Annotated in this window: 15 protein-coding genes; 12 read left to right on the top strand and 3 right to left on the bottom strand. The window is 74.5% G+C overall.

Annotated features, from left to right (window positions below):
* Positions 1-21: 21 nt before the first annotated feature.
* Positions 22-594: a GNAT family N-acetyltransferase gene (locus ACIGHB_RS23695; protein ID WP_399915720.1), complete on the bottom strand. Its 573-nt coding sequence runs from the start codon at positions 592-594 to the stop codon at positions 22-24.
* A gap of 375 nt (positions 595-969) precedes the next feature.
* Here ACIGHB_RS23695 and ACIGHB_RS23690 point away from each other — a divergent pair, with 375 nt between their 5' ends.
* The 11 genes from ACIGHB_RS23690 to ACIGHB_RS23640 are packed head-to-tail and all read left to right on the top strand — an operon-like array spanning position 970 to position 18008.
* A complete protein-coding gene (locus ACIGHB_RS23690; protein WP_360317917.1) occupies positions 970-2403 on the top strand; it encodes a 3-phosphoshikimate 1-carboxyvinyltransferase in 1434 nt (477 codons plus the stop codon).
* On the top strand, positions 2400-3668 hold the full coding sequence (locus ACIGHB_RS23685) for an aspartate aminotransferase family protein (RefSeq protein WP_399915718.1): 1269 nt from the start codon (positions 2400-2402) through the stop codon (positions 3666-3668). Before ACIGHB_RS23690 ends, ACIGHB_RS23685 begins: the two co-directional genes overlap by 4 nt.
* Positions 3665-4891 carry a Coenzyme F420 hydrogenase/dehydrogenase, beta subunit C-terminal domain gene (locus ACIGHB_RS23680; protein ID WP_399915716.1) on the top strand — a complete coding sequence of 409 codons (1227 nt, stop codon included), beginning with the start codon at positions 3665-3667 and terminating at the stop codon, positions 4889-4891. Before ACIGHB_RS23685 ends, ACIGHB_RS23680 begins: the two co-directional genes overlap by 4 nt.
* Entirely contained in the window at positions 4888-5955 is a 1068-nt protein-coding gene (locus ACIGHB_RS23675) for a zinc-binding alcohol dehydrogenase (RefSeq protein WP_399915714.1), read from the top strand. The genes ACIGHB_RS23680 and ACIGHB_RS23675 overlap by 4 nt, the downstream gene beginning before the upstream one ends.
* A complete protein-coding gene (locus ACIGHB_RS23670) occupies positions 5952-7886 on the top strand; it encodes a non-ribosomal peptide synthetase (protein ID WP_399915712.1) in 1935 nt (644 codons plus the stop codon). The genes ACIGHB_RS23675 and ACIGHB_RS23670 overlap by 4 nt, the downstream gene beginning before the upstream one ends.
* Complete coding sequence (locus tag ACIGHB_RS23665) at positions 7879-12615, top strand: beta-ketoacyl synthase N-terminal-like domain-containing protein (protein WP_399915710.1); 4737 nt, start codon at positions 7879-7881, stop codon at positions 12613-12615. Before ACIGHB_RS23670 ends, ACIGHB_RS23665 begins: the two co-directional genes overlap by 8 nt.
* A 2-nt stretch (positions 12616-12617) precedes the next feature.
* Positions 12618-13649, top strand: coding sequence for a MupA/Atu3671 family FMN-dependent luciferase-like monooxygenase (locus tag ACIGHB_RS23660; protein WP_360317904.1), 1032 nt, complete (start codon positions 12618-12620; stop codon positions 13647-13649).
* Entirely contained in the window at positions 13646-14983 is a 1338-nt protein-coding gene (locus ACIGHB_RS23655) for a condensation domain-containing protein (RefSeq protein WP_399915707.1), read from the top strand. Before ACIGHB_RS23660 ends, ACIGHB_RS23655 begins: the two co-directional genes overlap by 4 nt.
* Entirely contained in the window at positions 14980-15945 is a 966-nt protein-coding gene (locus ACIGHB_RS23650; RefSeq protein WP_399915705.1) for an acyl carrier protein, read from the top strand. Before ACIGHB_RS23655 ends, ACIGHB_RS23650 begins: the two co-directional genes overlap by 4 nt.
* A complete protein-coding gene (locus ACIGHB_RS23645; RefSeq protein WP_399916122.1) occupies positions 15942-16544 on the top strand; it encodes a flavin reductase family protein in 603 nt (200 codons plus the stop codon). The genes ACIGHB_RS23650 and ACIGHB_RS23645 overlap by 4 nt, the downstream gene beginning before the upstream one ends.
* Positions 16545-16595: 51 nt before the next feature.
* Positions 16596-18008 (top strand): MFS transporter, encoded by a 1413-nt coding sequence (locus ACIGHB_RS23640; protein ID WP_399915703.1) that lies wholly within the window; start codon positions 16596-16598, stop codon positions 18006-18008.
* A gap of 90 nt (positions 18009-18098) precedes the next feature.
* On the opposite strand, the gene ACIGHB_RS23635 is transcribed toward ACIGHB_RS23640, so the two are convergent.
* Positions 18099-19319 carry an MFS transporter gene (locus tag ACIGHB_RS23635; protein WP_360317896.1) on the bottom strand — a complete coding sequence of 407 codons (1221 nt, stop codon included), beginning with the start codon at positions 19317-19319 and terminating at the stop codon, positions 18099-18101.
* 109 nt (positions 19320-19428) lie between these two features.
* On the opposite strand from ACIGHB_RS23635, the gene ACIGHB_RS23630 reads away from it, so the two are divergent.
* Positions 19429-20553, top strand: a complete 1125-nt coding sequence (locus ACIGHB_RS23630; protein ID WP_399915701.1) for an ROK family transcriptional regulator — start codon at positions 19429-19431, stop codon at positions 20551-20553.
* Positions 20554-20784: 231 nt separating this feature from the next.
* On the opposite strand, the gene ACIGHB_RS23625 is transcribed toward ACIGHB_RS23630, so the two are convergent.
* Entirely contained in the window at positions 20785-23151 is a 2367-nt protein-coding gene (locus ACIGHB_RS23625) for a chitinase C-terminal domain-containing protein (protein ID WP_399915699.1), read from the bottom strand.
* Positions 23152-23288: the final 137 nt, after the last annotated feature.

Here is a 23288-nt window from a genome sequence, read left to right as displayed (position 1 = left end):
CACCCGGCGCGGGCCCGTACGTCAGTCCCGCAGGTCCGGGTGGACCATGCCGAGGACGGCGGTGTCGTACCTGACGCCCTTGACGTCCTCGTACGCGCGCAGCACCCCCTCGGGCACGAAGCCGGCCGCCGCCATCGCGCGGCGGCCGTTCGCGTTGCCGCTGAGACAGAGCGCCGCGATGCGCAGCAGGCCGAGCTCGCGGAACCCCCACTCGGTGAGCAGGGCGATCGCCCGGCGCCCGGTCCCCGACCCGCGGGCTCCGGCGGCGAGCCAGATCCCGAGCTCGGCCCTCCGCTGCCCGGCGTCGAGGTCGTGGAGCCCGACCCAGCCCAGCACCTCCGTGCCGTCCTCCCGGTCCGTCACGACCCAGTCCACCGTCTCCCGGGCCGAGCGTGAGCCGATCCACTCCTCGGCGTCCCGCTCCGTGAACGGGGAGGGGAACGGTGTCCAGCGGGCCACCTCCGGATCGTCGCCCGCGCGGGCGACGGCCGGGGCGTCGGTGACCCGGATCGGCCGCAGGTGGACGACGCCGTCGGTGAGCGGCGGCGCGACGGCCGGAAGCCGGACCGGCGGCGGTACGGAGTCGATGGTCATGAGGCCCCCAAGGCGTCGTGCAGACCGGGAGAGGTCGTTCCGGGAGTGGTCGTTCCGGGAAAGGCCGTCACGGGCGCACCGTTCCGGAAGTGGCGCCGTCCCGCGGCCGGGAACGGCCATTCCAGTGCGCCGTCCCGCGCCCTGTCCATGCCGGAGGGCTGTCCGCCCGGGGCCATAGCCGGAGCCGGACAGGGTGCCGGGCGGACGGTCCGGCGCCTGAGACATTCACGTATCGCATCGTGAGACGACCGTCGGGGTTGTCCGTAAGGGGACACGGCACCAGACGGCCATCCGATTGCCCTGTGGCGGACCGGTTCCGGCGTGGCAGCTTGATCGCCGCCCCCCAGAAACCCTCCGGCCGCCAAGGAGTCGCCCGTGCCAGACACCCAGGAGTTCGCCATGCCGGCCACGACATCGGCGAACCTCGAAGTGGACGGCGGCCGGGTCGTACGGGGCGGCGCGTCGCTCGAAGCGCGCGTCCCCGGGGACAAGTCGGTGACCCATCGCGCGCTGCTCGCCGCGATGCTCCCCGGAGCCCCCGCCACCGTCACGATCCGCAACGCCAACCTCGGCGGTGCCGTACGCGCGCTCCTCCCCGCCATGCGGGCCCTGGGCCTGTCCGTCGAGACCGACGGCACGGGCACCGGCGGCAGCGCCCTCACGGTGCGGCGGGGGGCGGCTCCCGTCCCTCAGCCCCGGCGCCCCCACCACGGCGTCACCGCGTGGCCCGGGGACGTCCCCTACCTCCAGACGGAGGGGTCGAGCGCGGCCGCCCGGCTGCTCGTCGGCCTCCTCGCGGGCACCGGCACCCGAGCCGTCGTCGACGGCGACGAGGTACTGCGGCACCGGCCCATGGAGTGGCTCGTCGAACCCCTCGTCGCGCTCGGCGCGGACATCCGCTACCTGGGCGACCCCGGCCGCCTGCCGGTCCTGGTCGAGCGCCCCGTCCACCGGCCCGGCACGGTCGACCTCGTGGTCGGCAGCGCGCAGGCCCGTTCCGCCGTGGTGCTCGCCGCGGTGGCCGCCCGCCTGCCGGTGACGGTCCGGCACCCGGTCCGCTCCCGCGACCACACCGAGCGCATGCTCGCCGCCTTCGGCGCGGGCCTGACCGAACAGGAGCGGGCCGTCGTCTGCGACGGCGGCGGCTACACAGTGCCGCCGGTCATCGACGTCCCCGGCGACCCCTCGCTCGCCGCCTACCCCCTCGCCGCCCACCTGCTCTGGGGCGACGGCAGCGAACTGCGCCTGCCGGACGTCGGCCTCAACCCCACCCGGCTGGGCTTCTTCGACGTCCTGCGCACCGCCGGAGCCGACATCGTGTACGCGGACCGCCGCCTCACCTCCGGCGGCGAACCCGTCGGCACCCTCGTCGCCCGCGGCGGCCTCGACGGCGTCACCGCCCTCCACGTGGACGAACCCGCCCTCCTCCACGCCCTGATCGACGAGGTCCCCCTGCTCGCCCTGGTCGCGGCCGCCCTGCCGGGCATCTCCCGGATCGGCTGCGCCGGGGAACTCCGCTTCAAGGAGACCGACCGGCTCGCCACCACGGCCCGCCTGGGCGCCGCCTTCGGCGCACGCGTCGACGTCGTCGACGACGGCCTGATCGTCACGGGCGGAGCCCCCCTCTCCGCCGGCCGGGTCCCCGCCTTCGAGGACCACCGGCTGGCCATGGCCGCCGCCACGCTCGCGATGAGCCTGCCCGGCCGGACCACGGTCCTGGGCGGCGGCTGCCACCGCACCTCCTTCCCCGACTTCGCCGGCGTGCAGCGTGCCGTCGGCGCCACGATCCACGAGGACGCAGAGCGATGACCCAAGCGAAGACCGCCCCGGCGGCCGAGGCGCGCTCCACCGGGACCGTGCTCGGACCCGAGTTCGCCACCGGATCGGGCCCCTGGCTGTACACCGCCGAAGGGACACCCTGGTTCGACGGCACCGCCGGCAGCGGCGCGGCCACCCTCGGACACCAGCACCCCGCCGTCACGGCCGCCGCCGCCGACCAGCTGGGGCGGCTGACCCACACCGGATGCAAACTCTCCTCCGACGCCCGCACGCGCATGGTCGACAGGATCGCGCGCCTGAGCCCCTACCGGGACGCGGCGGTGCTCCCCACCGCCACGGGCGGCGAGGCCGTCGAGTCCGCGCTGAAGATCGCCCGCGCCGCCACCGGACACCGGGCCGTCGTCACCTTCCGCCACGGCTACCACGGCAAGACCGCCGGCGCGCTCGCGCTGACCTGGAGGCCGGAGTTCAAGGCGTACAGCGACCTGCCGGACACCTCCGTCGTGACCGCCGAGCTGCCCGATCCGCGCACACCGCGCGAGGACGACGCCGAACGGTTCGCCGCCGGGCTCTCGCGGGCGCTCGACCGGGCCGACCGGCTCGGCGGCACGGCCGCCGTCGTCCTGGAACCCGTCCAGGTCACCGAAGGCGTCCTCCCCGTCGCCCCGGCCCTCCTCGACGAGATCGCCCGGCAGGCCCACGCCCGCGGCGCGCTGCTGATCCTCGACGAGATCTACACCGGCCTCGGCCGGGCGGGTCGCCTGTTCACCGCCGAGCTCATGACGGAGCGCCCCGACCTCACCCTGCTCGGCAAGACCCTCGGCAACGGCTTCCCGGTCGGGGCCGTCGTGGGGGAGCGGCACGTCGTCGACGCGCTGCCCGCCGGCGTGCAGACCTCGACCTTCTCCGGCCACCCCGTCTCCTGCGCGGCCGCGGCCGCGGTGCTCGACGTCGTCACCGACGTGGACCTCCCGCGCCGTGCACGGGAGCTCGGCGCACGCCTCGCGCACGACCTCGCCGAACTGGCCGCGCGCCATCCCTGGATGGCGTCGGTACGCACCGCCGGCGCCCTCGCCGCCTTCGACTGCGTACGCGACGGAGCCCCCGACCCGGCCCGCGCCCGCGCCGTGACCGGGCAGGCCCTGCGCGGCCGGCTGCTCCTCTTCGGCGGCGGCCCCGAGGGCGCCACCGTGAAGATCGTCCCGCCGGCGCTCCTGGACGAAGCGGACTACCGGCAGCTGATCGAAGGACTCGCCGCGGCCGTGTCCGCCGCCGATACCGCCGTGGAGGCATGACCGCCATGACCTTCCAGCAACTCGAGCAGGACGTGCTCCGACCCGACCTGTGCACCGTGTGCGGGGCGTGCCAACTGGCCTGCCCCGCCGGGGTGATCGGCTTCGACGGGCTCACCCCCGTCCTCACCGCCGACTCCTGGACCGCCGCGGACTGCGGCGAGTGCACGGACTGCCTCACGGTCTGCCCCGGCGCCGACCCCGGCACCCCCGCGACCGAGGAGCGGCTCTTCCGCCGCACCCGCACCCCCGCCGAACGGTGGACCGGGATCTTCGACGAGGTCGTCGCGGGCCACTCCCTCGACCCCGTCGTCTTCGAGGCGTCCGCCAGCGGCGGAAGCCTCACCGCCCTCCTCCAGACGGCCATGGCCGCCTTCGGCGTGACCGTCGTCCTGTCGATGGGCAGGGACGCGGACGAACCCTGGCGGGCGGCCCCCGCCCTCGTCCGCGATCCGGCCGCGCTCGCCGGCACGGCCCAGTCCACGTACCAGCTCGCCCCCTATCTCGGCGCGCTGCGTCCCGTCATGCTCCACGAACCCGACGCCAAGGTCGCGATGTCCGGCGTGGCCTGCCACATCCAGGCCATGCGCAAGCTCCAGGCCATGGACACGGAGGCCGGCCGCTGGGCACGCGACCACGTGGTCCTGCTCGTCGAACCCGCCTGCTCCTCCAGCACCCGCCCCGAGGGCACCGCCGCCGTCATCACCCAGCGCGCGGAGGTCCCCCTGGAATCGGTGGTGCGCCTGCGCTACCGCGAGGGCGAGTACCCCGGTGACATCGGCATCCGCACGGCCGACGGCCAGGACCACCGCGTCGCGTTCTGGCAGGCCGTCAGGGACTTCGCGGGCAACAAGACCCACCGCTGCCTCTCCTGCGGCGACTGGATGTCGGGCCTGGCCGACGTGAGCGTCAGCGACGGCGACCCGAACATCTTCGCCGCCAGCGTGCAGGGCGGCGACCAGGACAAGCACGGGCGGGTCTTCATCCGGACCGAGACGGGCCGCAAGGCGATGGCCGAAGGCTTCGCGCGCGGTCTGCTCACCCACCGTCCGGTCGACCTGGCCGGCCTCAACCTCGGCCTCGAACGCAAACGCAACCGCAGGGCCTCCTACGAGGAGTCGGGCAAGCCCGTCCCGCTCGGACCCCTGCCGCACTACCGCGAGGAGCTCGACATCATCCCCGACGAACAACTGATCGCCGCCCCGGCCGAAGGGGAGCACGCGTGACGCCGCCGCCCGCCGTCCTCACCACGCGGGAGCTCGTCGCGGCCGGAGCGGCGCTCCCCGTCGTCCAGGAGGCGGCGAGGCCCGCGCCCGGCCCCGGCGAGCTCAGGCTCCGCACCCGCTGGACCATGATCAGCCCCGGTACCGAACTCCACTACCTGGACCGCTCGGCGCGCACCGGCGAGCGCTTCACCCTCGGCTACTGCGCCGCCGGCACGGTCGAGTCCACCGGCCCCGGCACCCCCGGATTCGCCCCGGGCGACCAGGTCATCGCCATGGGCTGGGGCGAGGCCGTGCACGCGGACGTCATCACCGTCCCCCACCTGCTGTGCCGGCCGGTGCCCGCCGGGGTGGACCTGGCGGACGCCGTCGTCGCCAACCTCGCCGCCACCGCCGTGCACGCCGTGGACCGCGCGGACCTCGCACCGAGCGACGAGGTCGCCGTCGTGGGCGCCGGCATGGTCGGCCTCCTCGTCGCCCAGACCGCCGCGGCCCGCGGCTGCCGGGTCCTCGTCCACGACCTCCGGCCGGACCGGCTCGCCACCGCCGAGGCCCTCGGCCTCGCCGTCGCCGAAGGCCCCGCCCTCCCGGCCTCCGCGCCGCCCGCCGGTACCACCGGCGGACGCTGCGTCATGCTCTGCGGCACCGGCGACATGAGCGCCGCCGTGACCGGGGCCGCCCGCTGGGCGTCGGCCGCTCCCGGCCGCCCCCGGCTGGTCGGCGTCGGCCGCTTCTCCGCCCGGATCGACTTCAGCGTCGAACTCGGCAACCTCGACATCCGGTACGCCGCCCGCTGCGGCGCCGGATACCGCGATCCGTCCTACGCCCGCGGCCTCACCGGCGTCACCCCCGCCGCCGGCGAACACACGGTCACCGAGAACCTCCAGCGCGCCCTCGACCTGGTCGCCTCCGGGGCCATCACGCCCGCGGCGATGCGGCTGCCCCGCTTCACCCTCGACGAAGCCGCCGAGGCGTACACGGAGCTGAGGCGGCGGCCACCCCACCCGGCCGCCCTCTTCCACCATCCCCCCGCCCCCACCCCCGCCGAACGGAAGGAGGCACCATGACCGACACCCCCGCCACCGGCCACCGCCCCTTCCCCGAGGCCGAACGGGCCGGCACCCTCGTCCACCGGTTCCTGGAGATCGCCGCCGCCCACCCCGACCGGCCCGCCGTCGTCACCCCCCGCGACCGCTGGACCTACCGCGACACCCGGGACCGCGCCGGCCGCGTCGCCGCCGCGCTCGCCGAGGCCGGACTGCGCCCGGGCGACCGCGTGGGCCTGCTCTTCTCCCACGGCGCGGAGATGATCGCCGCACTCCTCGGCGTCCTCCAGGCCGGCCTGTCGTACGTCCCCCTCGACGCCGCCTACCCCGAGCGGCGGCTCGCCTTCATGGCCGAGGACGCCGGCGCCCGCGCGGTCGTGGCGGGCGACGGAGGACTCGACACCGCCGCCCGGATCGCGCCGGGGCTGCCCGTCCTGTCGTACGCCGCGCTCGTCCGCCACCCCGAGCCGCTGACCGCCGTCCACGCGGAGCCCCAGGGGGAGGCGTACGTCCTCTACACGTCCGGCTCCACGGGCACGCCCAAACCCGTCGCCCAGCTGCACCGCAACGTCCTGCACCACACCCGCGCCTGGACCGACGGACTGCGCGTCGGCCCCGAGGACCGGCTGTCCCTCCAGTCCGCGTACAGCTGGGACTCGGCCGTCCAGGACACCTTCGCCGCCCTCCTCAACGGCGCCGCCCTCTACCCGGTCGACCTCAAGGCCCTCGGCGTCACCGGCCTGCTGGACTGGATGGCCGACGAGCGGATCACCGTCTACCACTCGACCCTCCCCGTCTTCCGGGCCCTCGTCCGCGCCATGGCCTCGCGGGGGACCCGGCTGCCGGCCATGCGCATGCTGGCCCTCGGCGGAGACACCCTCCACCTGGCCGACCTCGACTCCTACCGGCGCATGTTCGCCCCGCACTGCCGGATCGCCGGAGCGTACGGCTCCACCGAGTGCTCCTGCGCCCTGCTGCGCGTCGAAGGCCCCGACTACCGCCCGCCCACCGGAGTGTTCCCGCTCGGCCGGCCCGTCACCGGCACCACCGTCCGGCTCGTCGGCCCCGACGGCGACGACGTCCAGGGGCCCGGGGAGGGCGAACTCGTCGTCACCAGCCCCTATCTGGCGCCCGGCGCCGTCACCGACGGCACCACCTACCGGACGGGCGACCTCGCCCGGCGCCTCGACGACGGCACGTTGCTGCTCGTCGGACGCCGCGACTTCCAGGTGAAGATCTCCGGGATCAGGGTCGAGACGGGCGAGGTGGAGAGCGCCCTCAAGGACCTGCCCCAGATCCGCGAGGCCGTCGTCATGCCCTTCACCGACCGCCTCGGCGAACGGCAGCTCGCCGCCCACGTGGTGGCCTCGGCGGGCAGCCGGCCGGTCCCGGCCGAACTGCGGGCCGCGCTCCGCCGCACCCTGCCCGACCACGCCGTACCGACCGCGTACGTGCTCCTGGACGAGCTCCCGCTGACCGCCAACCACAAGATCGACCGGGCGGCCCTGCCGGACCCGCTCGCCGCCGCGACCGCCCCCGCCGCCGACCACGGCGTCCGGCGCGGCAACCGCGTCGAGCGCGCCGTCGCGGACGCCTGGCAGGACGTGCTCGGCACCCCCGTGACCGGTCTGGACGACAACTTCTTCGACCTCGGCGGCACCTCGCTGCGCATGGCCGCCGTCCACGAGGTCCTCACCCGCACGGTCGCCCCCGGCATCCGGATGACCGACCTCTACCGGGCCCCCACCGTCCGCGCCCTCGCCCGCCTGATCGCCGCCGAGTCCGGCACCGGCGCCCCGACGGCCTCCGGCGCCACCGAGGGCGAGACCCGGGGCTCCCGACGCCTCACCGCACGCGGCCGACGCCGCACCACACCCCGTACACCCCCGTCCACGAACCGTCCCGCCCCGGGCGCGGACCGGACCGCCGCCTCTGGAGGGCCCCGTGACTGACGCGAACCACGACGACTCGGCCCTCGACGGCCTCATCGCCGTCGTCGGACTCGACTGCCGGGTACCCGGCGCCCGCGACCACAAGGAACTGTGGCGCACCCTGCTCGACGGCACCGGGCACATCGCCGAGGTCGACGAGGACACCCTGCGCGCCGCCGGCGTCCCGGCCTCCACCCTGGCCGATCCGCGCTACGTGCGCCGCGCCGCCGCCCTCGAAGGCGCTGACCTCTTCGACGCCTCCTTCTTCTACCTGAGCGCCCGCGAGGCCGAGCGGATGGACCCGCAGCTGCGCCTCTTCCTCCAGTCCTCCTGGTCCGCCCTCGAACACAGCGGTCACGACTCGGAGCAGTACGCCGGACGCATCGGCGTCTTCGCCGGCGCGCTCGCCAGCACGTATCTCCTGGACAACGTGCTCACGGGCGAGAAGGGCTTCAAGGGATCCGTCGCCCGCCTGCGCGAGGACCTCGCGACGCTGATGGGCAACGACCCCAACTACCTGGCGACCAGGGTCTCGTACCACCTCAACCTCACCGGTCCCAGCATCTCCGTCCAGACGGCCTGCTCGACCTCGCTCGTCGCCGTCCACACCGCCGTCCAGAGCCTCCTCTCGGAGGAGTGCGACCTCGCGCTCGCCGGCGGCGTCGCCGTCCGCTTCCCGCAGGAGGCCGGCTACCTCCACGAGGCCGACGGCATCGCCTCGGCCACGGGCACGGTCCGGCCCTTCGACGCCGCCGCCGACGGCACCGTCTTCGGCAACGGCACCGGCGTCGTCGTGCTCAAGCGCCTCGCCGACGCCGTCGCCGAGGGCGACACCGTCTGGGCCGTGATCCGCGGCTCCGCCATCGGCAACGACGGCGCCGACCGCGTCGGCTACACCGCCCCCGGCGTCAACGGGCAGGCCGCCGTCCTCTCCGAGGCCCTCGCCGTCGCGGGAGTGGAGCCGGGCACCGTCAGCTACCTCGAAGCCCACGGCACCGGCACCCGGATGGGCGACCCCATCGAGCTCACCGCCGCCGCGCAGGCGTACGACGCGGAGGGCGCCCAGCCGCTCACCATCGGCTCCGTCAAGGCGAACCTCGGACACCTCAGCGTCGCCGCCGGCGTCATCGGACTCATCAAGTGCGTCCTCATGCTCCACCACCGCACCCTGGTGGCCACCCCCCACCTCACCGAGTGGAACCCCGAACTCCCCGTCGAGGGAACGCGGTTCCGGATGAGCACCGCCACCGAACCCTGGCAGGACGACAACGGCCCCCTGCGCTGCGCCGTGACCTCCACCGGCATGGGCGGCACCACCGCCCACGTCGTCCTCGAAGAGGCACCGGCCCCGTCCGCCGACGGCCGCACCCGCGCCACACCGGTCGTCGTCCTCCCGGTCTCCGCCAAGTCGCCCGCGGCACTGGAGAAGGCCCGCGCGGCCCTCGCCGACCACCTGGAGGCCACCGCCCCGGGGGAGACCGGCCCGTCGGGCGACCTGGGCCTCGGCGACACCGCCTACACCCTCGCCACCGCGCGCCGGACCTTCAACTACCGGGCCGTCGTCACGGCACCGGACCGCGACACCGCCGTCCGGGCCCTCAGGACCGGCGACCCGCGCCACCTCCACCAGGACTCCGGCGAGCCCGCCGACCGGCCCGTCGTCATGCTCTTCCCCGGCCAGGGCTCCCAGTACGTCGGCATGGGCCAGGACTGGTACGAGCACCTGCCCGTCTTCCGCGGCGTCCTCGACGAGTGCGCCGAGCTCCTCCGCCCCCACCTGGGGCTCGACCTGCGCGACGTGCTCCACCCCGGGGCGCGCGGACACCAGGGCGAGCGGCACGACATCAACCGCACCCGGCTCACCCAGCCGGCGCTCTTCGCCGTCGAGTACGCCCTCGCCCAGCAGTGGATGGCCTGGGGCGTCGAGCCCACGGCGCTCGTCGGCCACAGCGTCGGCGAGTACGTCGCCGCGACGCTCTCCGGCGTCTTCCGGCTCCCGGACGCCCTGCGGGTCGTCGCCGAACGCGGCCGGCTGATGGACGAGCTGCCGGCCGGCGCCATGCTCGCCGTGATGCTCCCGCCCGACGAGGTGACGCGCTACCTCGACGACGCCGTGGCACTCGCCGCCGTCAACGAGCCGTCCGTCTGCACCGTCGCGGGCCCCAAGGAGGCGATCCGCGAGCTGACCTCCCGCCTCACCGCCGACGGCGTCGCCCACCGCAAGGTGGTCACCTCGCACGCCTTCCACTCGGCGATGATGGACCCCGCCGTCGCACCGCTCACCGAGCTCCTGCGGACCGTCGAACTCCGCCGCCCGCAGATCCCGTTCCTCTCCAACCGGACCGGCACCTGGATCCGCGACGACGAGGCCACCGACCCCGCCTACTGGGCCGGCCACCTCCGCGACACCGTGCGCTTCGCGGAGAACATCGCCACCGTCCTCGCCGACGGCGAGCACGCCTTCCTCGAAGTCGGCCCCGGACAGACCCTGGCCACCTTCACCCGCCGCCACCCCGACCGCGAGACGGGAGTCCCCGTCGTCACGTCCGCGGCCCGCGCCCGCGACGCCCGCGCCGACCTGACCGCCCTGCACGCCGCCCTGGGGCGCCTGTGGGCCGCCGGACTCCCCGTCGACTGGGCGGGCCACCACGCCGGCCACGGCCGCGGCCGGGTGCCGCTGCCCACCTACCCGTTCGAGGGACTGCGCTACTGGATCGACCGTGGCGCCGGCACCGTCTCCGGCGCGACCGGCGCCCCCGGCGCGGGCGTCCCCAAGCTCCCCCTCGACGAGTGGCTCTCCGCCCCCGTCTGGCGCCAGGCCGTCGGCACCCTCGACGCCTCCGCCGCCCCGATCACCGAGCCCGTCCTCCTCTTCGCCGACGAGGAGGGGACCGCCGCCCGCCTGGCCGAGCACGCCTTCGCCGGCCGGGTGTACACCGTGCGCGCCGGCGAGCGGTACGGCCGCGACGGCGACGCCTGGACGGTGCACCCCGAATCCGAGGAGGACCACGCCCGGCTCGTCGCCGACCTGCTCGGCGAGGACACCTTCCCCGCCCGCGTCGTGCACGCCTGGTCGACCGCCCCGCTGCCCCCCGAGCGCGGCATCGAGCGCTTCGAGGAGGCCCAGCGCCACGGCCTCTACAGCCTGATCGCCCTCGTGAAGGGCCTCGGCGCCCACGACGTCACCCAGCCGCTCCAGCTGGACCTGGTCAGCGCCGGCGCCTACGCGATCAGCACCGCCGAGCCGGCGCCCGCCGCCGAACGCGTCTCCCTCGCCGTGGCCGCCCGCGTCATCGGCCAGGAGCACGGCAACATCGGCTCCCGTCACTTCGACCTGCCGGCCGAACCCGACGAGCGGTCGCTGCGCACCCTCGCCGCCGAACTCGCCGGCCACCGCCACCCCGAGGTCGCCGTCACCCTCCGGGGCGCGACCCGCTGGATCGCCGAGATGGCCCGCGTACGGGCCGACTGGACCGCCGACGCCGAGTCCCGGCTCCGCGAGGGCGGCGTCTACCTCATCACCGGCGGCCTCGGCGAGATCGGCACCACCATCGGCCGCTGGCTCCACCGCGAGTGCGGGGCCCGCCTGGCGCTCCTCACCCGCGAGCCGCTGCCCGCCCGAGAGACCTGGGACGACTGGCTCGCGGCCCACCCCGCCACCGACGAGACCTCGCTGCGGATCACCCGGCTGCGCGGACTCGAAGCGGAGGGGGCGGCGCCGTTCCTCGTCAACGCCGACGTCGCCGACGAGGACGGGCTGCGCGCCGCCTTCGAGAAGGTCGCGGCCCAGTTCGGCACCGTCCACGGCGTCGTCCACGCCGCCGGCCTGCCCAGCGAGCAGTGGGACCGCGCGATCACGGCGGCCAGCGTCGAGCAGTGCCGCTGGCACTTCGTCTCCAAGGCGTACGGCCAGATCGTCCTGGAGAAGGTCCTCGCCGACCATCCGGTGGACTTCTGCCTGATGCTCTCCTCGCTGGCCGGCGTCCTCGGCGGCCTGCGCCTGCTCGGATACGGCGCCGCCAACCACTTCATGGACGCGGCGGCCGAGCGCGCCAACCGCGGCCTGGACCGCACCGTGTGGATCAGCGCCGCCTGGGACGTGTGGCAGCACCACCAGGACGAGAAGCGGGCGATCTCCGCGATCGGCCGCAGCATGGACGACAAGGCGATCCAGCCCGACGAGGGCCTGGAGACGATCCGCCGCCTGCTCACCCTGCGCGACGTCTCCCACGTCGCGGTCTCCACCTGGGACATCGACTACCGGCTCGACCAGTGGGTGCGCAACGACCAGGTCACCCGGCCGACGCGGGGCGTCTCCGCGGCCGTCGCGGAAGCCGGCGGGGACCCGGGCGACGGCGATCTCGTCGAGCAGGTCGCCGCGCTCGTCCGCGAGCTGCTGGGCGACCCGGAGATGCCGCTCGACGCGGACATCTTCGAGCACGGCGGCGACTCGCTGCTGATCGTGCGGCTCCTGTCCAACGTCCGCACCCAGTTCTCGGTCGAGGTGCCGCTGGCCGACGTCCTGGGCGAGGCGACCCCGAGGGCGCTGGCCGCCCTCGTACAGGAGCGCCTCGACGCCGCACGCGCGGACGAGACCCGTCAGGACGCGGACGAGGCGGGCGACGAGATCGCCGAGCTGGCGGCCGAGCTGGCCGGACTGGCTCCGGAGGACATGGAACGACTGCTGGCCGCCGAGGCCGGCACCGACACGGACGCGGCGGTCGCCGCCGGCCCGGAACAGGGGAACTGACGGTGGACTTCAGCCTGATCTTCTTCTCGGGAGACGAGAAGAACAAGTACCGGTTCGTCCTCGACGCGGCCAAGTACGCGGACGAGAACGGCTTCACCGCGATCTGGACCCCCGAGCGCCACTTCCACCGCTTCGGCGGCCTCTACCCCAACCCCTCCGTGCTCGGAGCGGGCCTCGCCATGGCCACCCAGCGCCTCCAGATCCGGGCGGGCAGCGTCATCCTGCCCCTGCACAGCCCGATCCGCGTCGCGGAGGAGTGGTCGGTCGTCGACAACCTCTCCCGCGGCCGCGCCGGCATCGCCCTGGCCACCGGCTTCAGCCCGCTCGACTTCGCGATCAACCCCTCCGGCTGGGAGGACCGGCGCACCCGCACCTTCGACGCCGTGACCACGCTGCGCGAGCTGTGGGAGGGCGCCCCCGTCTACGTGCAGGACGGTCTCGGCAACCACGTCGAGGTCGAGCTGCACCCGCAGCCCGTCCAGCCCGAGCTCCCGATCTGGCTCACCTGCACCAAGAGCGCGGACACCTTCGAGACCGCGGGCCGGCTGGGCTGCAACGTCCTCACCGCGCTCATCGACATGACCAACGAGGAGCTGGAGGAGAAGCTCGCGCTCTACTACAAGACCCTGGAGGAGTACGGGCACGACCGCGACTCCACCACCGTCACGCTGATGCTGCACACCTTCATCGGCACCGACCTCGACGAGGTCAGGGAGACGGTCTGGCCGCCGTTCAGCGACTACCTGCGGTCCTTCTTCACCGTCATCGACTCGCAGAAGAAGAACCTCGCCCCCGGCGCGGGCGTCCGCGACATCTCCCAGAGCGACCAGGACGAGCTCATCAAATTCGCCTTCGACAAGTACTTCGAGAAGGGGGCGCTCCTCGGCACCCCCGACTCGTGCGGCGCGGTCGTCGAGCGCTTCGGGGGCATGGGCGTCGACGAGATCGCCTGCCTGATCGACTTCGGCGTCGACGAGGACCTCGTCGTGCAGAGCCTGGAGCACCTGAACGAGCTGCGGAGGCGGTACGCGTGACCGGCGACCTCGCCGCGCGCGTCGCGGCCCTCACCCCCGAGCAGCGCGCCCGCCTCCGCGCGGCTCTCCCCACGGCCCGGCGGCCGGAACTCACCCCGGGCCAGCGGCGCCTGTGGCGCGCCCACCACCAGGTGGGCGGCCGGCCCGTCGACGTCGTCTGCCAGGCCGTCCACCTCACCGGCGCCGCCGTCGACCTCGACCGGATCGCCGACCGGGTGCTCGCCTTCGCCGCGTCCCACGAGGCGCTGCGGACGACCTTCGAGGCCGACGGCGACACCGTACGGCCCGTCATCCACACGGCGCTGCCGCCCCGTCTCGTCCGCGCCCGCTGCCGCGACGAGGCCGAGGCGCACGCCCTGGCGAGGAGCCAGGCGGAGGAACCCTTCGACCTCGCGGCGGGGCCGCTCCTGCGGGTGACGCTCGCCGAGGGGCCCGCGCCGGACGAGTCGTGGCTCCTGTTCGCCGTGCACAACCTGGTCTTCGACGCCTGGTCGTTCGAGCTCCTGCTCGACGCGCTCGGCGCCGGGACCCCCGCCGACGCGGCCCCCGGCACTTCCGCCACCCCCGGCACCTTCGGCCGTTTCGCCGCGGACCAGCGGGCCTGGGTGCGGGGCCCCGAGGGCCGCGCGGCGGCGGCCTACTGGGCGGCCGAGACCGCGGACGCCCCGCCGCCCCTGCCCACCGACCGCCCGCGCGCGGACGAGACCACGAGGACCGGCGCCCGCGTCGGCTTCACGCTGCCCGCCGCCGTCGCGGACGCGGTCACCGCCGGGGCGAAGCGCGAGGGCGCCACGGCCTACGCCGGCTGGCTCGCCGTCGCCTGGGCGGCGCTCGCCGAGTTCGGCGGCTCCGACGACGTCCTCCTCGGCACCTTCACCACCGGCAGGACCTCACCGGACAGCCACGACGTGGTCGGCTACCTGCTCAACGTCCTGCCGGTGCGCCTGCGGGGCGGCGGCGACGGCGGCCACCGCGACCGCCTGCGGGCGGCTCGCGACATCACCCGGGCCGGCCTGCGGCACGCCGCCTACCCGGGCGAACTGATCGAGGGCACCCGCCGCCTGGCGGGGACGCACCCGCTCCTCGACGCCGTCTTCGTCTTCGACAACCTGGGCGGGGAGGAACGCCGCGTCCAGGGCGCCCTGGCGACCTCGGCCGACCTCGACAAGGCGACGGCCCGCTACGACCTCACCCTCGCCGTCTACCCGGGCCCCGAAGGCGTCACGGGCTGGCTGGAGTTCGACACCGCCCTCTACGACGAGTCGACCGTACGCGGCCTGGCCGAGCGCTTCACCGCGCTGGCCGGCGCCGCCGCCCAGGAGGTGGACCGGTGATCACCGCGCGGCTGTGTGCCCCCGCGTACGAACTGGGGGAGTTCGCCGAACCCGTGACGGAGCTGCCGGAGCTGCTGGCCGACCCCCGGGTCGCCGCCGAACTCACCGCGCCGGGCGCCGGGTTCCACACGTACCACTGGTCGGACGCCCCCGTCACCGAGCTGATGGCCCACGCGGTCCGCGGCACCCTCGCCGAGTCCGGCGTCCCGGCCTCCGAGATCGACATGGTGCTGCTGGCGACCGACTCGCTGCCCGGGGACCGGTCCGCCCACCGTGACGTCGCCGAACTCCTGGAGGAGACGGGCATCTCCCGCGCGACGGCCGTCACCACGGGCCTGATGGACTGCGCCACCGCCATGGTCGCCGTGGGCACCGCGGCCTCCTACGTCCGCGACGGCACGGCCCGGCAGGTCCTCGTCGTCACCGGCGACCTCGCCGCCCGGGCGACGGGCGGCGCGCGGATCGTCGCCGGGGGAGCGGCGATCGCCAGTGACGCGGCGGCGTCCGTCCTGGTCTCCGCCACCGCGAGCGGCCTGCCCGTCCTGGGCATGGCCCACCACTCGGACGCCGGCCTCCACCAGGCCGGTGCCCCGCAGCAGCAGCTCCTCGCCCGGGTCGCCGCGCACCGGGAGCTGTTCGGCCGCCTCGCCGCCCGGCGGGACGGGGGCGGGCTCGACGACGTACGGACGGTCCTCCCCAGCAACTTCGCCGGCGACGTCCTGGAGCTCTACCTCGGCGACGTCCGCCTCGGCGGCGACCGCCTGTCCAGGGCCAACGTGGGCCGCGTCGCGCACTGCCTGGGCAGCGACCCGCTGATCAACCTCGCCGACCGCCTCGCGGAGCGCAAGCACGCGGAGCCGGAGGACGGCACGCTGGTGCTCTTCGGCGCGGGCGTCTCCCACCTCGCCGCGGTGCTGCTCGGCGCGGCACCGCTGCCCGTACGGACGGAGTCGGGGCCCTGAGCACCACGACGACCACGCCCACGACCCCCGCCGCGTCCCGGGACACGGAGCCGGCCGGCCTGTCCGAGGGCGCCGCCGGGGCCGACCCCGGGGCGGAGCTCCGCTCCGTCGCCCGCCGTCTGCCCACCGGTGTCACCGTCGTGACGAGCGGGACGGGCGACGCCGCGCACGGCATGACGGTCAGCTCCTTCACGACGCTCTCCCTCGCGCCGCCGCTCGTCTCGTTCTCGGTCAGGACCGGTGCCCGCATCCGAGGGCCGATCGAGGCCACCGGCGCCTTCGTCGTCAACCTGCTGGCCGCCGAACAGGAGCCGCTCGCCCGCTGGTTCGCCGACCCGGACCGTCCCACGGGCGCGGCCGGATTCCACGGCGGATTCCCCGGCGGGGTCCGCACGGCCGAGGCCCCCGGCGGGGGCCTCCTGCTGAGCGGCGCCGTCGGCTACTTCGCCTGCCGGCTCGACCGGCTCGTCGAGGCCGGTGACCACGTCATCGTCATCGGCGCCGTCGAACGGTGCCGGACGCTCCGCCCGGCCGGGGTCCCCGCCCTCGTCTTCGCCGACGGCGGTTTCCACGCCCCGGGCCCGCGGCTGCCGGGCTGACCCCCCGCCGCCCCGCTCGACCGACCCGTCCCCTCCCGAAAGTCAGGACCCATGACCCAGAGCACCGAGACCGCCTCCGCCCCCGCCGGGGCGCCACCCGAAGGCACCGCGGCCCCGGCCAGGTCCACGCTCGTCCTCGTCGTGCTGTGCGCCGCGCAGTTCATGGTCGCGCTCGACTTCTCCGTGCTGAACGTCGCCCTTCCCACGCTCGGCGGCGAACTGGGCATGAGCCCCGCGGCCCTCCAGTGGGCGGTCACCGCCTTCGCCCTGCCCTCCGGTGGTTTCCTCCTGGTCGCCGGCCGTGCCGGCGACCTCTTCGGCAGGCGCAGGATCTTCCTCGCCGGCCTGGTCCTGTTCGGTGCGTCCTCGCTCCTGGCCACCTTCGCCTGGGACCCGGCCTCGTTCCTCACCGGCCGCGCCCTCCAGGGCGTGGGAGCCGCCGCCATCGTGCCCACCGGCATGTCGCTGCTGACCACCACCTTCCCGGAGGGGCCGCTGCGGGACCGCGCCCTGTCCATCTCGGGCACCCTGCTCTCCCTCGGGTTCACGGTCGGCATGGTGATGGGAGGGGTGCTCACCGACACCCTCGGCTGGCGTTCGACGATGGGCCTGCTGGCCCTCTTCTCGCTGATCGTCCTGCCGCTCGCGCCGGGTGTGCTCCCCGAGTCGAAGAACCCCCGCCGCCCCCGTCTGGACGTGCCGGGCGCCCTCACCGTCACGGGCGGGCTGCTCGCCGTGATCTACGCGCTGTCCACCGCGGCCGACCGCGGCTTCGGCGGCGCCGACGTGATCGTCGCCCTGGTCGCCGGGGTGCTGCTGCTCGCCGTGTTCGTGGTCGTGGAGTCCCGCACGGCGGACCCGCTGATCTCGCTGACGACACTGCGCCGCCGGACGGTCGCCTGGGGCAATCTGGGCGGTCTCGTCACCCTGTCGATGATGAGCACGGTCGTCTTCGTGATGGGTCTGTACCTCCAGCAGGTCCTGGACCTGTCCGCCTTCCAGACGGGCCTCGTCTTCGGCTTCCAGGGCCTGGCCGCGGCCGTGTCGGGCGGCTTCATCCCGAAGGTCGTCGGGCGCTTCGGAAGCGGCCCGACGCTGGTCGGCTCCCTCGTGGGCCAGGGCCTGTTCTGCGCCGGCCTGCTGGCCGTGGGGACCGCGGGCTGGAGCGTGTGGGTGGCGGCCGTCTGCCTGGCCCTGGCCTGTGTGTGCCACCTCGCCGCGATCATCTCGTACGGTCTGACGGTCACGTCGGGCGTGCCGGACGAGGAGCAGGGTCTGGCCACCGGCCTGGTCACCTCCACCCAGCAGATCGGCATTACCGTCGGCATCCCGCTGCTGGGCGTCCTCGCGACCACGACCACGGACCTCCTGGCGGGGGTGCGCACCGTGATCACGATCGACGTGGCGATCGTCCTGGGAGCGGCCCTCCTCATCGCGATCGGCCTGCGCCGCCCCCGCTCCTGACCCACCGGGTACGGGCCCGGCCGACCGGGCCCGTACCGGGTGTACGGGCGCGGCCGGCCGGCCCGCACCTCGCCGCGCCGGTGTACGGGCTCAGCCGACCGGGCCCGCGCTCTTCGCCGCGTCGGTGCCCGAGGGCGCCGAGGTCGCCGCGCGCGGGGCGGTCCGCAGCACGCCCGCGCCGAGGATCAGCCCGAAGGCGAGCGCGGTGACCAGACCGAACGAGAAGACCAGCGAGGTGGCGTCGGCGATGCCGCCGATCGCGGACGGGGCGATCAGACCGGAGGTGTACGTGATGGTGGCGACGCCCGCGATGGCCTGGCTGGGGTTGGGGCCGGAGCGGGCGGCGGCGGCGAAGGCGAGGGGGACGACGACCGCGACCCCGAGGCCGATCAGTCCGAATCCGGCCATCGCCACGGCGGCGTGCGGGGCGGTGACCACCATGATCCCGCCGACGGTGGCGGCGGCGCCGCCGACCCGGACGGTGCGGACGGCGCCGAAGCGGTCCACCACCCGGTCGCCGGCCAGCCGGGCCACGGCCATGGTGAGGGCGAAGGCGGTGGTGGAGGCGGCGGCGAGCCCCGCCGAACTCCCCAGCTCGTCGCGGAGGTAGACGGCCGACCAGTCGAGGCTGGCGCCCTCGGCGAAGACGGCGCAGAAGCCGATCGCGCCGATCACCAGGGCGGACTTCGGCGGCAGCGCGAAGCGCGGCGGGGCCTCTTCCTCCTCGGCGGGCGCCGGGTCGAGGACGCCCTGGCAGAGGGCGAGGCCCAGCGCGGTGAGGACGAGCGCGGCGACCAGGTGGTGGAGGCGGGCGTCGCCGCCGAGGTGGGCGGCGACGGTGCCGGCCGCCGATCCGAGCAGGGCGCCGACGCTCCACATGCCGTGCAGGCTGGACATGATGGAGCGGCCCAGCCGGTTCTCGGTCTCGACGCCGAGCGCGTTCATCGCCACGTCGGACATGCCGGCCGTGGCGCCGTAGACGAAGAGCGCGGCGCACAGGCCCCAGACGTTGGGGGCGAGCGAGGGCAGGGTGAGCGAGAGCGTCCAGAGCGCGAGCAGACCGCGCAGGGCGGTGCGGGCGCCGAAGCGATGGCTGATCCGTCCCGCCAGCGGCATCGTGAGCGAGGCGCCGAGGGCGGGGAAGGCGAGCGCGAGGCCGAGCTGGCCCGCGCTGACTCCCGCGTGCTCCTGGATCCAGGGGATCCGGGTGGCGAAGCTGCCGGTCACGGCGCCGTGCACACAGAAGACGGCGGCGACGGCGAAGCGGGCCCGCCGGAGCCGTTCGGAGCTGAGGGCGGTCTCCGCCGTCATGGTGTTCCTCCCCGGGTCGTGTGGTGTGCGCGTAAACTATCAGGAACCCTGCCTGATAAATAGTGGTCCGGAGCGGAGCCGGCGGGGTGACGTCTGAGAGGATCCCCGCATGGCCGCATCCCCGAGCACCGCCCGGGCCATCAACGACCGGCTCGCCCTGCGCCTGCTCCAGGACGAGGGCCCGTTGACGGCAGCCCAGCTCAAGACCCTGACCGGGCTCTCCCGGCCCACCGTCGCCGACCTCGTCGAGCGGCTCGGCGACTCGGGCCTGGTCCATGTCGTCGGCGAGTCCGGCGCCGAGCGCCGCGGCCCCAACGCCAAGCTGTACGGACTCGTCGCCGACCGCGCGCACCTCGCCGCGCTCGACGTCCGCACCCGCTCCGTCTCGGTCACCGTCACCGACCTGGTCGGCACCCCGCTCGCCGGGGCCGCCGCCCCGGTCGGCGAGGACGCCGGCACGGGACCGGCCGTCGAGAAGGCGGTCGCCCTCCTGGAGCGCACCGCGCGGGAGGCGGGCGCCGACCGGCTCCACTCCGTCGCCGTCGGCGCCCCCGGCCTCATCGATCCGGCCACCGGCGAGCTCCGCGACTCCACCGGACTGCCCGCCTGGCACCGCCGGCTCGTCGCCGTCCTCCAGGAACGGCTCCCCGCCCATGTGCTCGTCGAGAACGAGACCAACCTCGCCGCCGCCGCCGAACTGCGCGAGGGCGCGGCCCGGGACCGCGAGGACTTCGTCCTGCTCTGGCTCGGCCAGGGCGTCGGCGCCGCCGTGGTCCTCGGCGGGCGGGTACGCCGCGGGGCCTCCGGCGGCGCGGGCGAGATCGGCTTCCTGCCGGTGCCCGGCACCTCCGGGCTGCCCTCGGCGACCGGCTGCGACGGCGGCTTCCACGAACTGGTCAGCACCGCCGCCATCGGGACCCTGGCGGCCGAGCACGGCCTCGATCCGGCCGGCGCCCTCACCTCGGGCCACGGCCCCTTCCTCGACGCCTGCGCCCGCCGGCTCGCCGTCGGCGCGGCGGCCGTCGCCGCCGTCCTGGACCCGGGCTGTGTGGTCCTCGGCGGCGAGACCGGCCACCGGGGCGGTCCCGGTCTCGCGGCCCGCGTGGAGGCCGAGCTGGCCGCGCTCTCCCCGCTGCGCACCGAGGTCCGCGCCACCGCCCTCGGCGACGCGGCCGTGCTGCGGGGCGCGCTGCTGCGGGCCCGGGACGCGGCGCAGGACGCGCTCTTCCCGTAGCGGCCCGGACAGGACCGGACCGGACCGGAACAGACCGGCCCGGCCCGGCCCGGCCCGGACCGGACCGGCCCGGACCAGACCAGACCGGAACAGACCGGCCAGGCCAGACCGGACCGGACCGTGAACGCGACCGCGCCGCGCCCCGGACAGGGGGGCGCGGCGCGGAGGGTGCGGCCCGGCGGCGGCCAAGGGCCGTGAGACCGCCGCCGGGGGTATTTCAGGGGTGGTGCGTCAGCAGGCGCCGAGGTCCTGCCAGACCCCCCACTCGCCGGTGGTGCCGGGCGCCTCGTTCTGGGTCCACCACTTGGCCTTGTACTTCCGGCCGTTGTGGGAGACCTCGTTGCCCGTGTTGTAGACCTGGCCGGCCACGTACGCCGGGGTGGCGCAGCCGGTGGGCGGCGTCGTCGGAGGCGTGGTCGGAGGCGTGGTCGGCGGGGTCGTCGGCGGCGTGGTGGGCGGGGTGGTCGGCGGCGTGGTCGAGCCGGGCTCCACCACCGTCGTGCCGCGCGCCAGGTCGCCGGCGAGGGCGTACGTGGTGCCGTTGATGTTCACCGTCCAGTTGGAGGGGGTGGACACCGGCAGGTAGTAGTTGAAGGCGAGGTCGATCGTCGCGCCGGGGGCGAGGGACTGCCAGGCCGGGAGCTTCAGCGAGACCCGGTGGAAGTCGCCCTTCAGGCCGCCCACGTTGGAGCCGGTGTGGTCGCTGCTGATGACCTTGGTGCCGAAGCCGGACTGGTCCGAGGCGTTGGCCGGGGCCGAGGTGCCGTAGTCGAACTGGAACTCCGTGCCGCCGGGCAGCGTGGTGTTCGTCCGGTTGGTGATCTTGACCTTCGGGGTGAGCGGGTAGTTCGAGTCGCCCAGCTTGAACTCGGTGAAGGCGGTCTCGATGTTCACGGCCTGGGTCGGCAGCGCCTTGTTGGACTTCTTGGCGCCGTACGGGGTGGCGGCCTTGAACTTGTCGTACATCAGCGAGGTGAGCGTGTCGCCCATCTCGTACTGGCCCTTGGCGGCGTTCCAGTCGTAGTCGCCGGCGAGCTCCCAGATCATGGTGCCGCCGACACCGCGGTCGACGACGTAGTCGGCCTTGGCGCCCACGGACTGCTCGTCCTCGGTGGAGAGGAAGACCTTCTTCTCGGCGTTCCACAGCCACGGCGCGACCAGGGTCGAGTCGTACTTGCGGGCGTAGGTGCCGGTCAGGGTGGTGTTCGCCGGGAAGCCGTACTGGGTGACGTAGTCGCCGACGATCCCCTTCTCCAGGTTCTTGGCGTGCCACATCGGGTTGGAGCCGGCCGGCGACTCCTTGCCCGCGGTGTCCTTGTCGTGCCACAGGTTGTCGATGCCGACGGCACCGTCACCGCACTTGGTCAGGCCGGCGCCGGCCGGGCAGGTGGCCGCGGTGGCCTTGCCCCAGAGGCCGTCGGTGCCGCCCTGCACGTTCTTGTGGCCGCGGGTGTAGTAGGGCAGGCCGATGTTGACGCGGCCGGCCGGCATGGAGCCGCGGAAGTAGTGGTAGGCCCAGTCGGTGTTGAGGTAGCCGATGTTGCCGTACTGCGCGGAGCCGTAGACGTTGGCGGCGGCGAGCTCGCCGTCCTTGCCGTCGTCGAAGAGCGAGGCGTTCGGACCGACGTACTCGTTCCAGGCGCCGTGCAGGTCGTACGACATGATGTTGACGTAGTCCAGGTACTTCTGGACCTGGAAGGTCTCCATGCCGCGCAGCAGGTAGCCGGAGGACGGGGCGGCGACGGTCAGCATGTAGTGCTTGCCGTCGGCGGCGCCGGCCGTGTCCAGCTTCTCGCGCAGGCTCTTCATGAGGGCCGCGTAGCCCTGGACCAGGCCCGCGCGGCGCGCGTTGGCGATGGTGAAGTCGAGCGGGTTGCCCGCGTCCTTCATCGTGGTCGGGTACTCGTAGTCGATGTCGACGCCGTTGAAGCCGTACTTCCGGATGAAGTCGACCGCGGAGGTGGCGAAGGTGTCGATGCCGGCCTGGTTGACCGAGCCGTCGCCGTTGGTGGCCATCGAGTAGAAGCCGCCGGAGTTCACCCGGTCGCCGTTGTCCGCGAAGTAGCCGCCGGTCTCGGCCCAGCCGCCGACCGAGATCAGCGTCTTGACGTTCGGGTGCTGCTTCTTGAACTTGTTCAGGAGGTTGAAGTGGCCCTTGTACGAGAAGGCCGGGTCCATCTCCGCGCCTGCCACTCCGGGCCAGGTCATGCCGGTGGCGGCGTTGTTCGGGCCGTCCGATCCGACCGAGAGCTTGTTGTCGCCGCCGATGTGGCCGAAGGCGTAGTTGATGTGGGTGATCTTGTCCCACGGGATGTTGTTGGCGAGGTACGCGGGCTCGCCGTTCTTCCCGGTGCGCCAGCCCGTGAAGTAGCCGATGATGCGGCGCTGGTGGTCGGCGCCCATCTTCTCGCGGCCCTCGGTGTCGTAGACCGAGCAGTAGGGGACGTCGACGCCGGGCGTCTTGTACAGGCCGTCGGGGCGACAGGACTCGTTGTCGGCGGCGTACGAGACGCCTCCGGCGAGCGAGCTGAGCAGCAGACCGGCGACTGCGGCACCGGACGCGAACAGCGACGCTCTCTTGGTCGTGGGGGACAGCACGATCTGGTCCTCCTCGGGGAGGTGAAAAAACACGCAACGAACAAGGGGGTGGTACGTGTTGGGTCCGCGGTGTGCGCACACCGGCGGTCCGTGCCTCGGAGGTGACACGGACATTAAGAGGACTAGACCAGTGCGTC

Origin of the sequence: Streptomyces sp. NPDC085460 (assembly GCF_044541975.1) — a bacterium.
In the GTDB taxonomy this organism is placed as follows: Bacteria; Actinomycetota; Actinomycetes; order Streptomycetales; family Streptomycetaceae; genus Streptomyces.
The sequence above is the reverse complement of the archived record's forward strand: the minus strand, read 5'-3'. Positions and strand labels throughout refer to the sequence as shown.

Coding starts and splice junctions, on each gene's coding strand:
- ACIGHB_RS23695 (WP_399915720.1), bottom strand. CDS start 594: ATGACCATCGACTCCGTACCGCCGCCGGTCCGGCTTCCGGCCGTCGCG.
- ACIGHB_RS23685 (WP_399915718.1), top strand. CDS start 2,400: ATGACCCAAGCGAAGACCGCCCCGGCGGCCGAGGCGCGCTCCACCGGG.
- ACIGHB_RS23680 (WP_399915716.1), top strand. CDS start 3,665: ATGACCGCCATGACCTTCCAGCAACTCGAGCAGGACGTGCTCCGACCC.
- ACIGHB_RS23670 (WP_399915712.1), top strand. CDS start 5,952: ATGACCGACACCCCCGCCACCGGCCACCGCCCCTTCCCCGAGGCCGAA.
- ACIGHB_RS23640 (WP_399915703.1), top strand. CDS start 16,596: ATGACCCAGAGCACCGAGACCGCCTCCGCCCCCGCCGGGGCGCCACCC.
- ACIGHB_RS23635 (WP_360317896.1), bottom strand. CDS start 19,319: ATGACGGCGGAGACCGCCCTCAGCTCCGAACGGCTCCGGCGGGCCCGC.
- ACIGHB_RS23630 (WP_399915701.1), top strand. CDS start 19,429: ATGGCCGCATCCCCGAGCACCGCCCGGGCCATCAACGACCGGCTCGCC.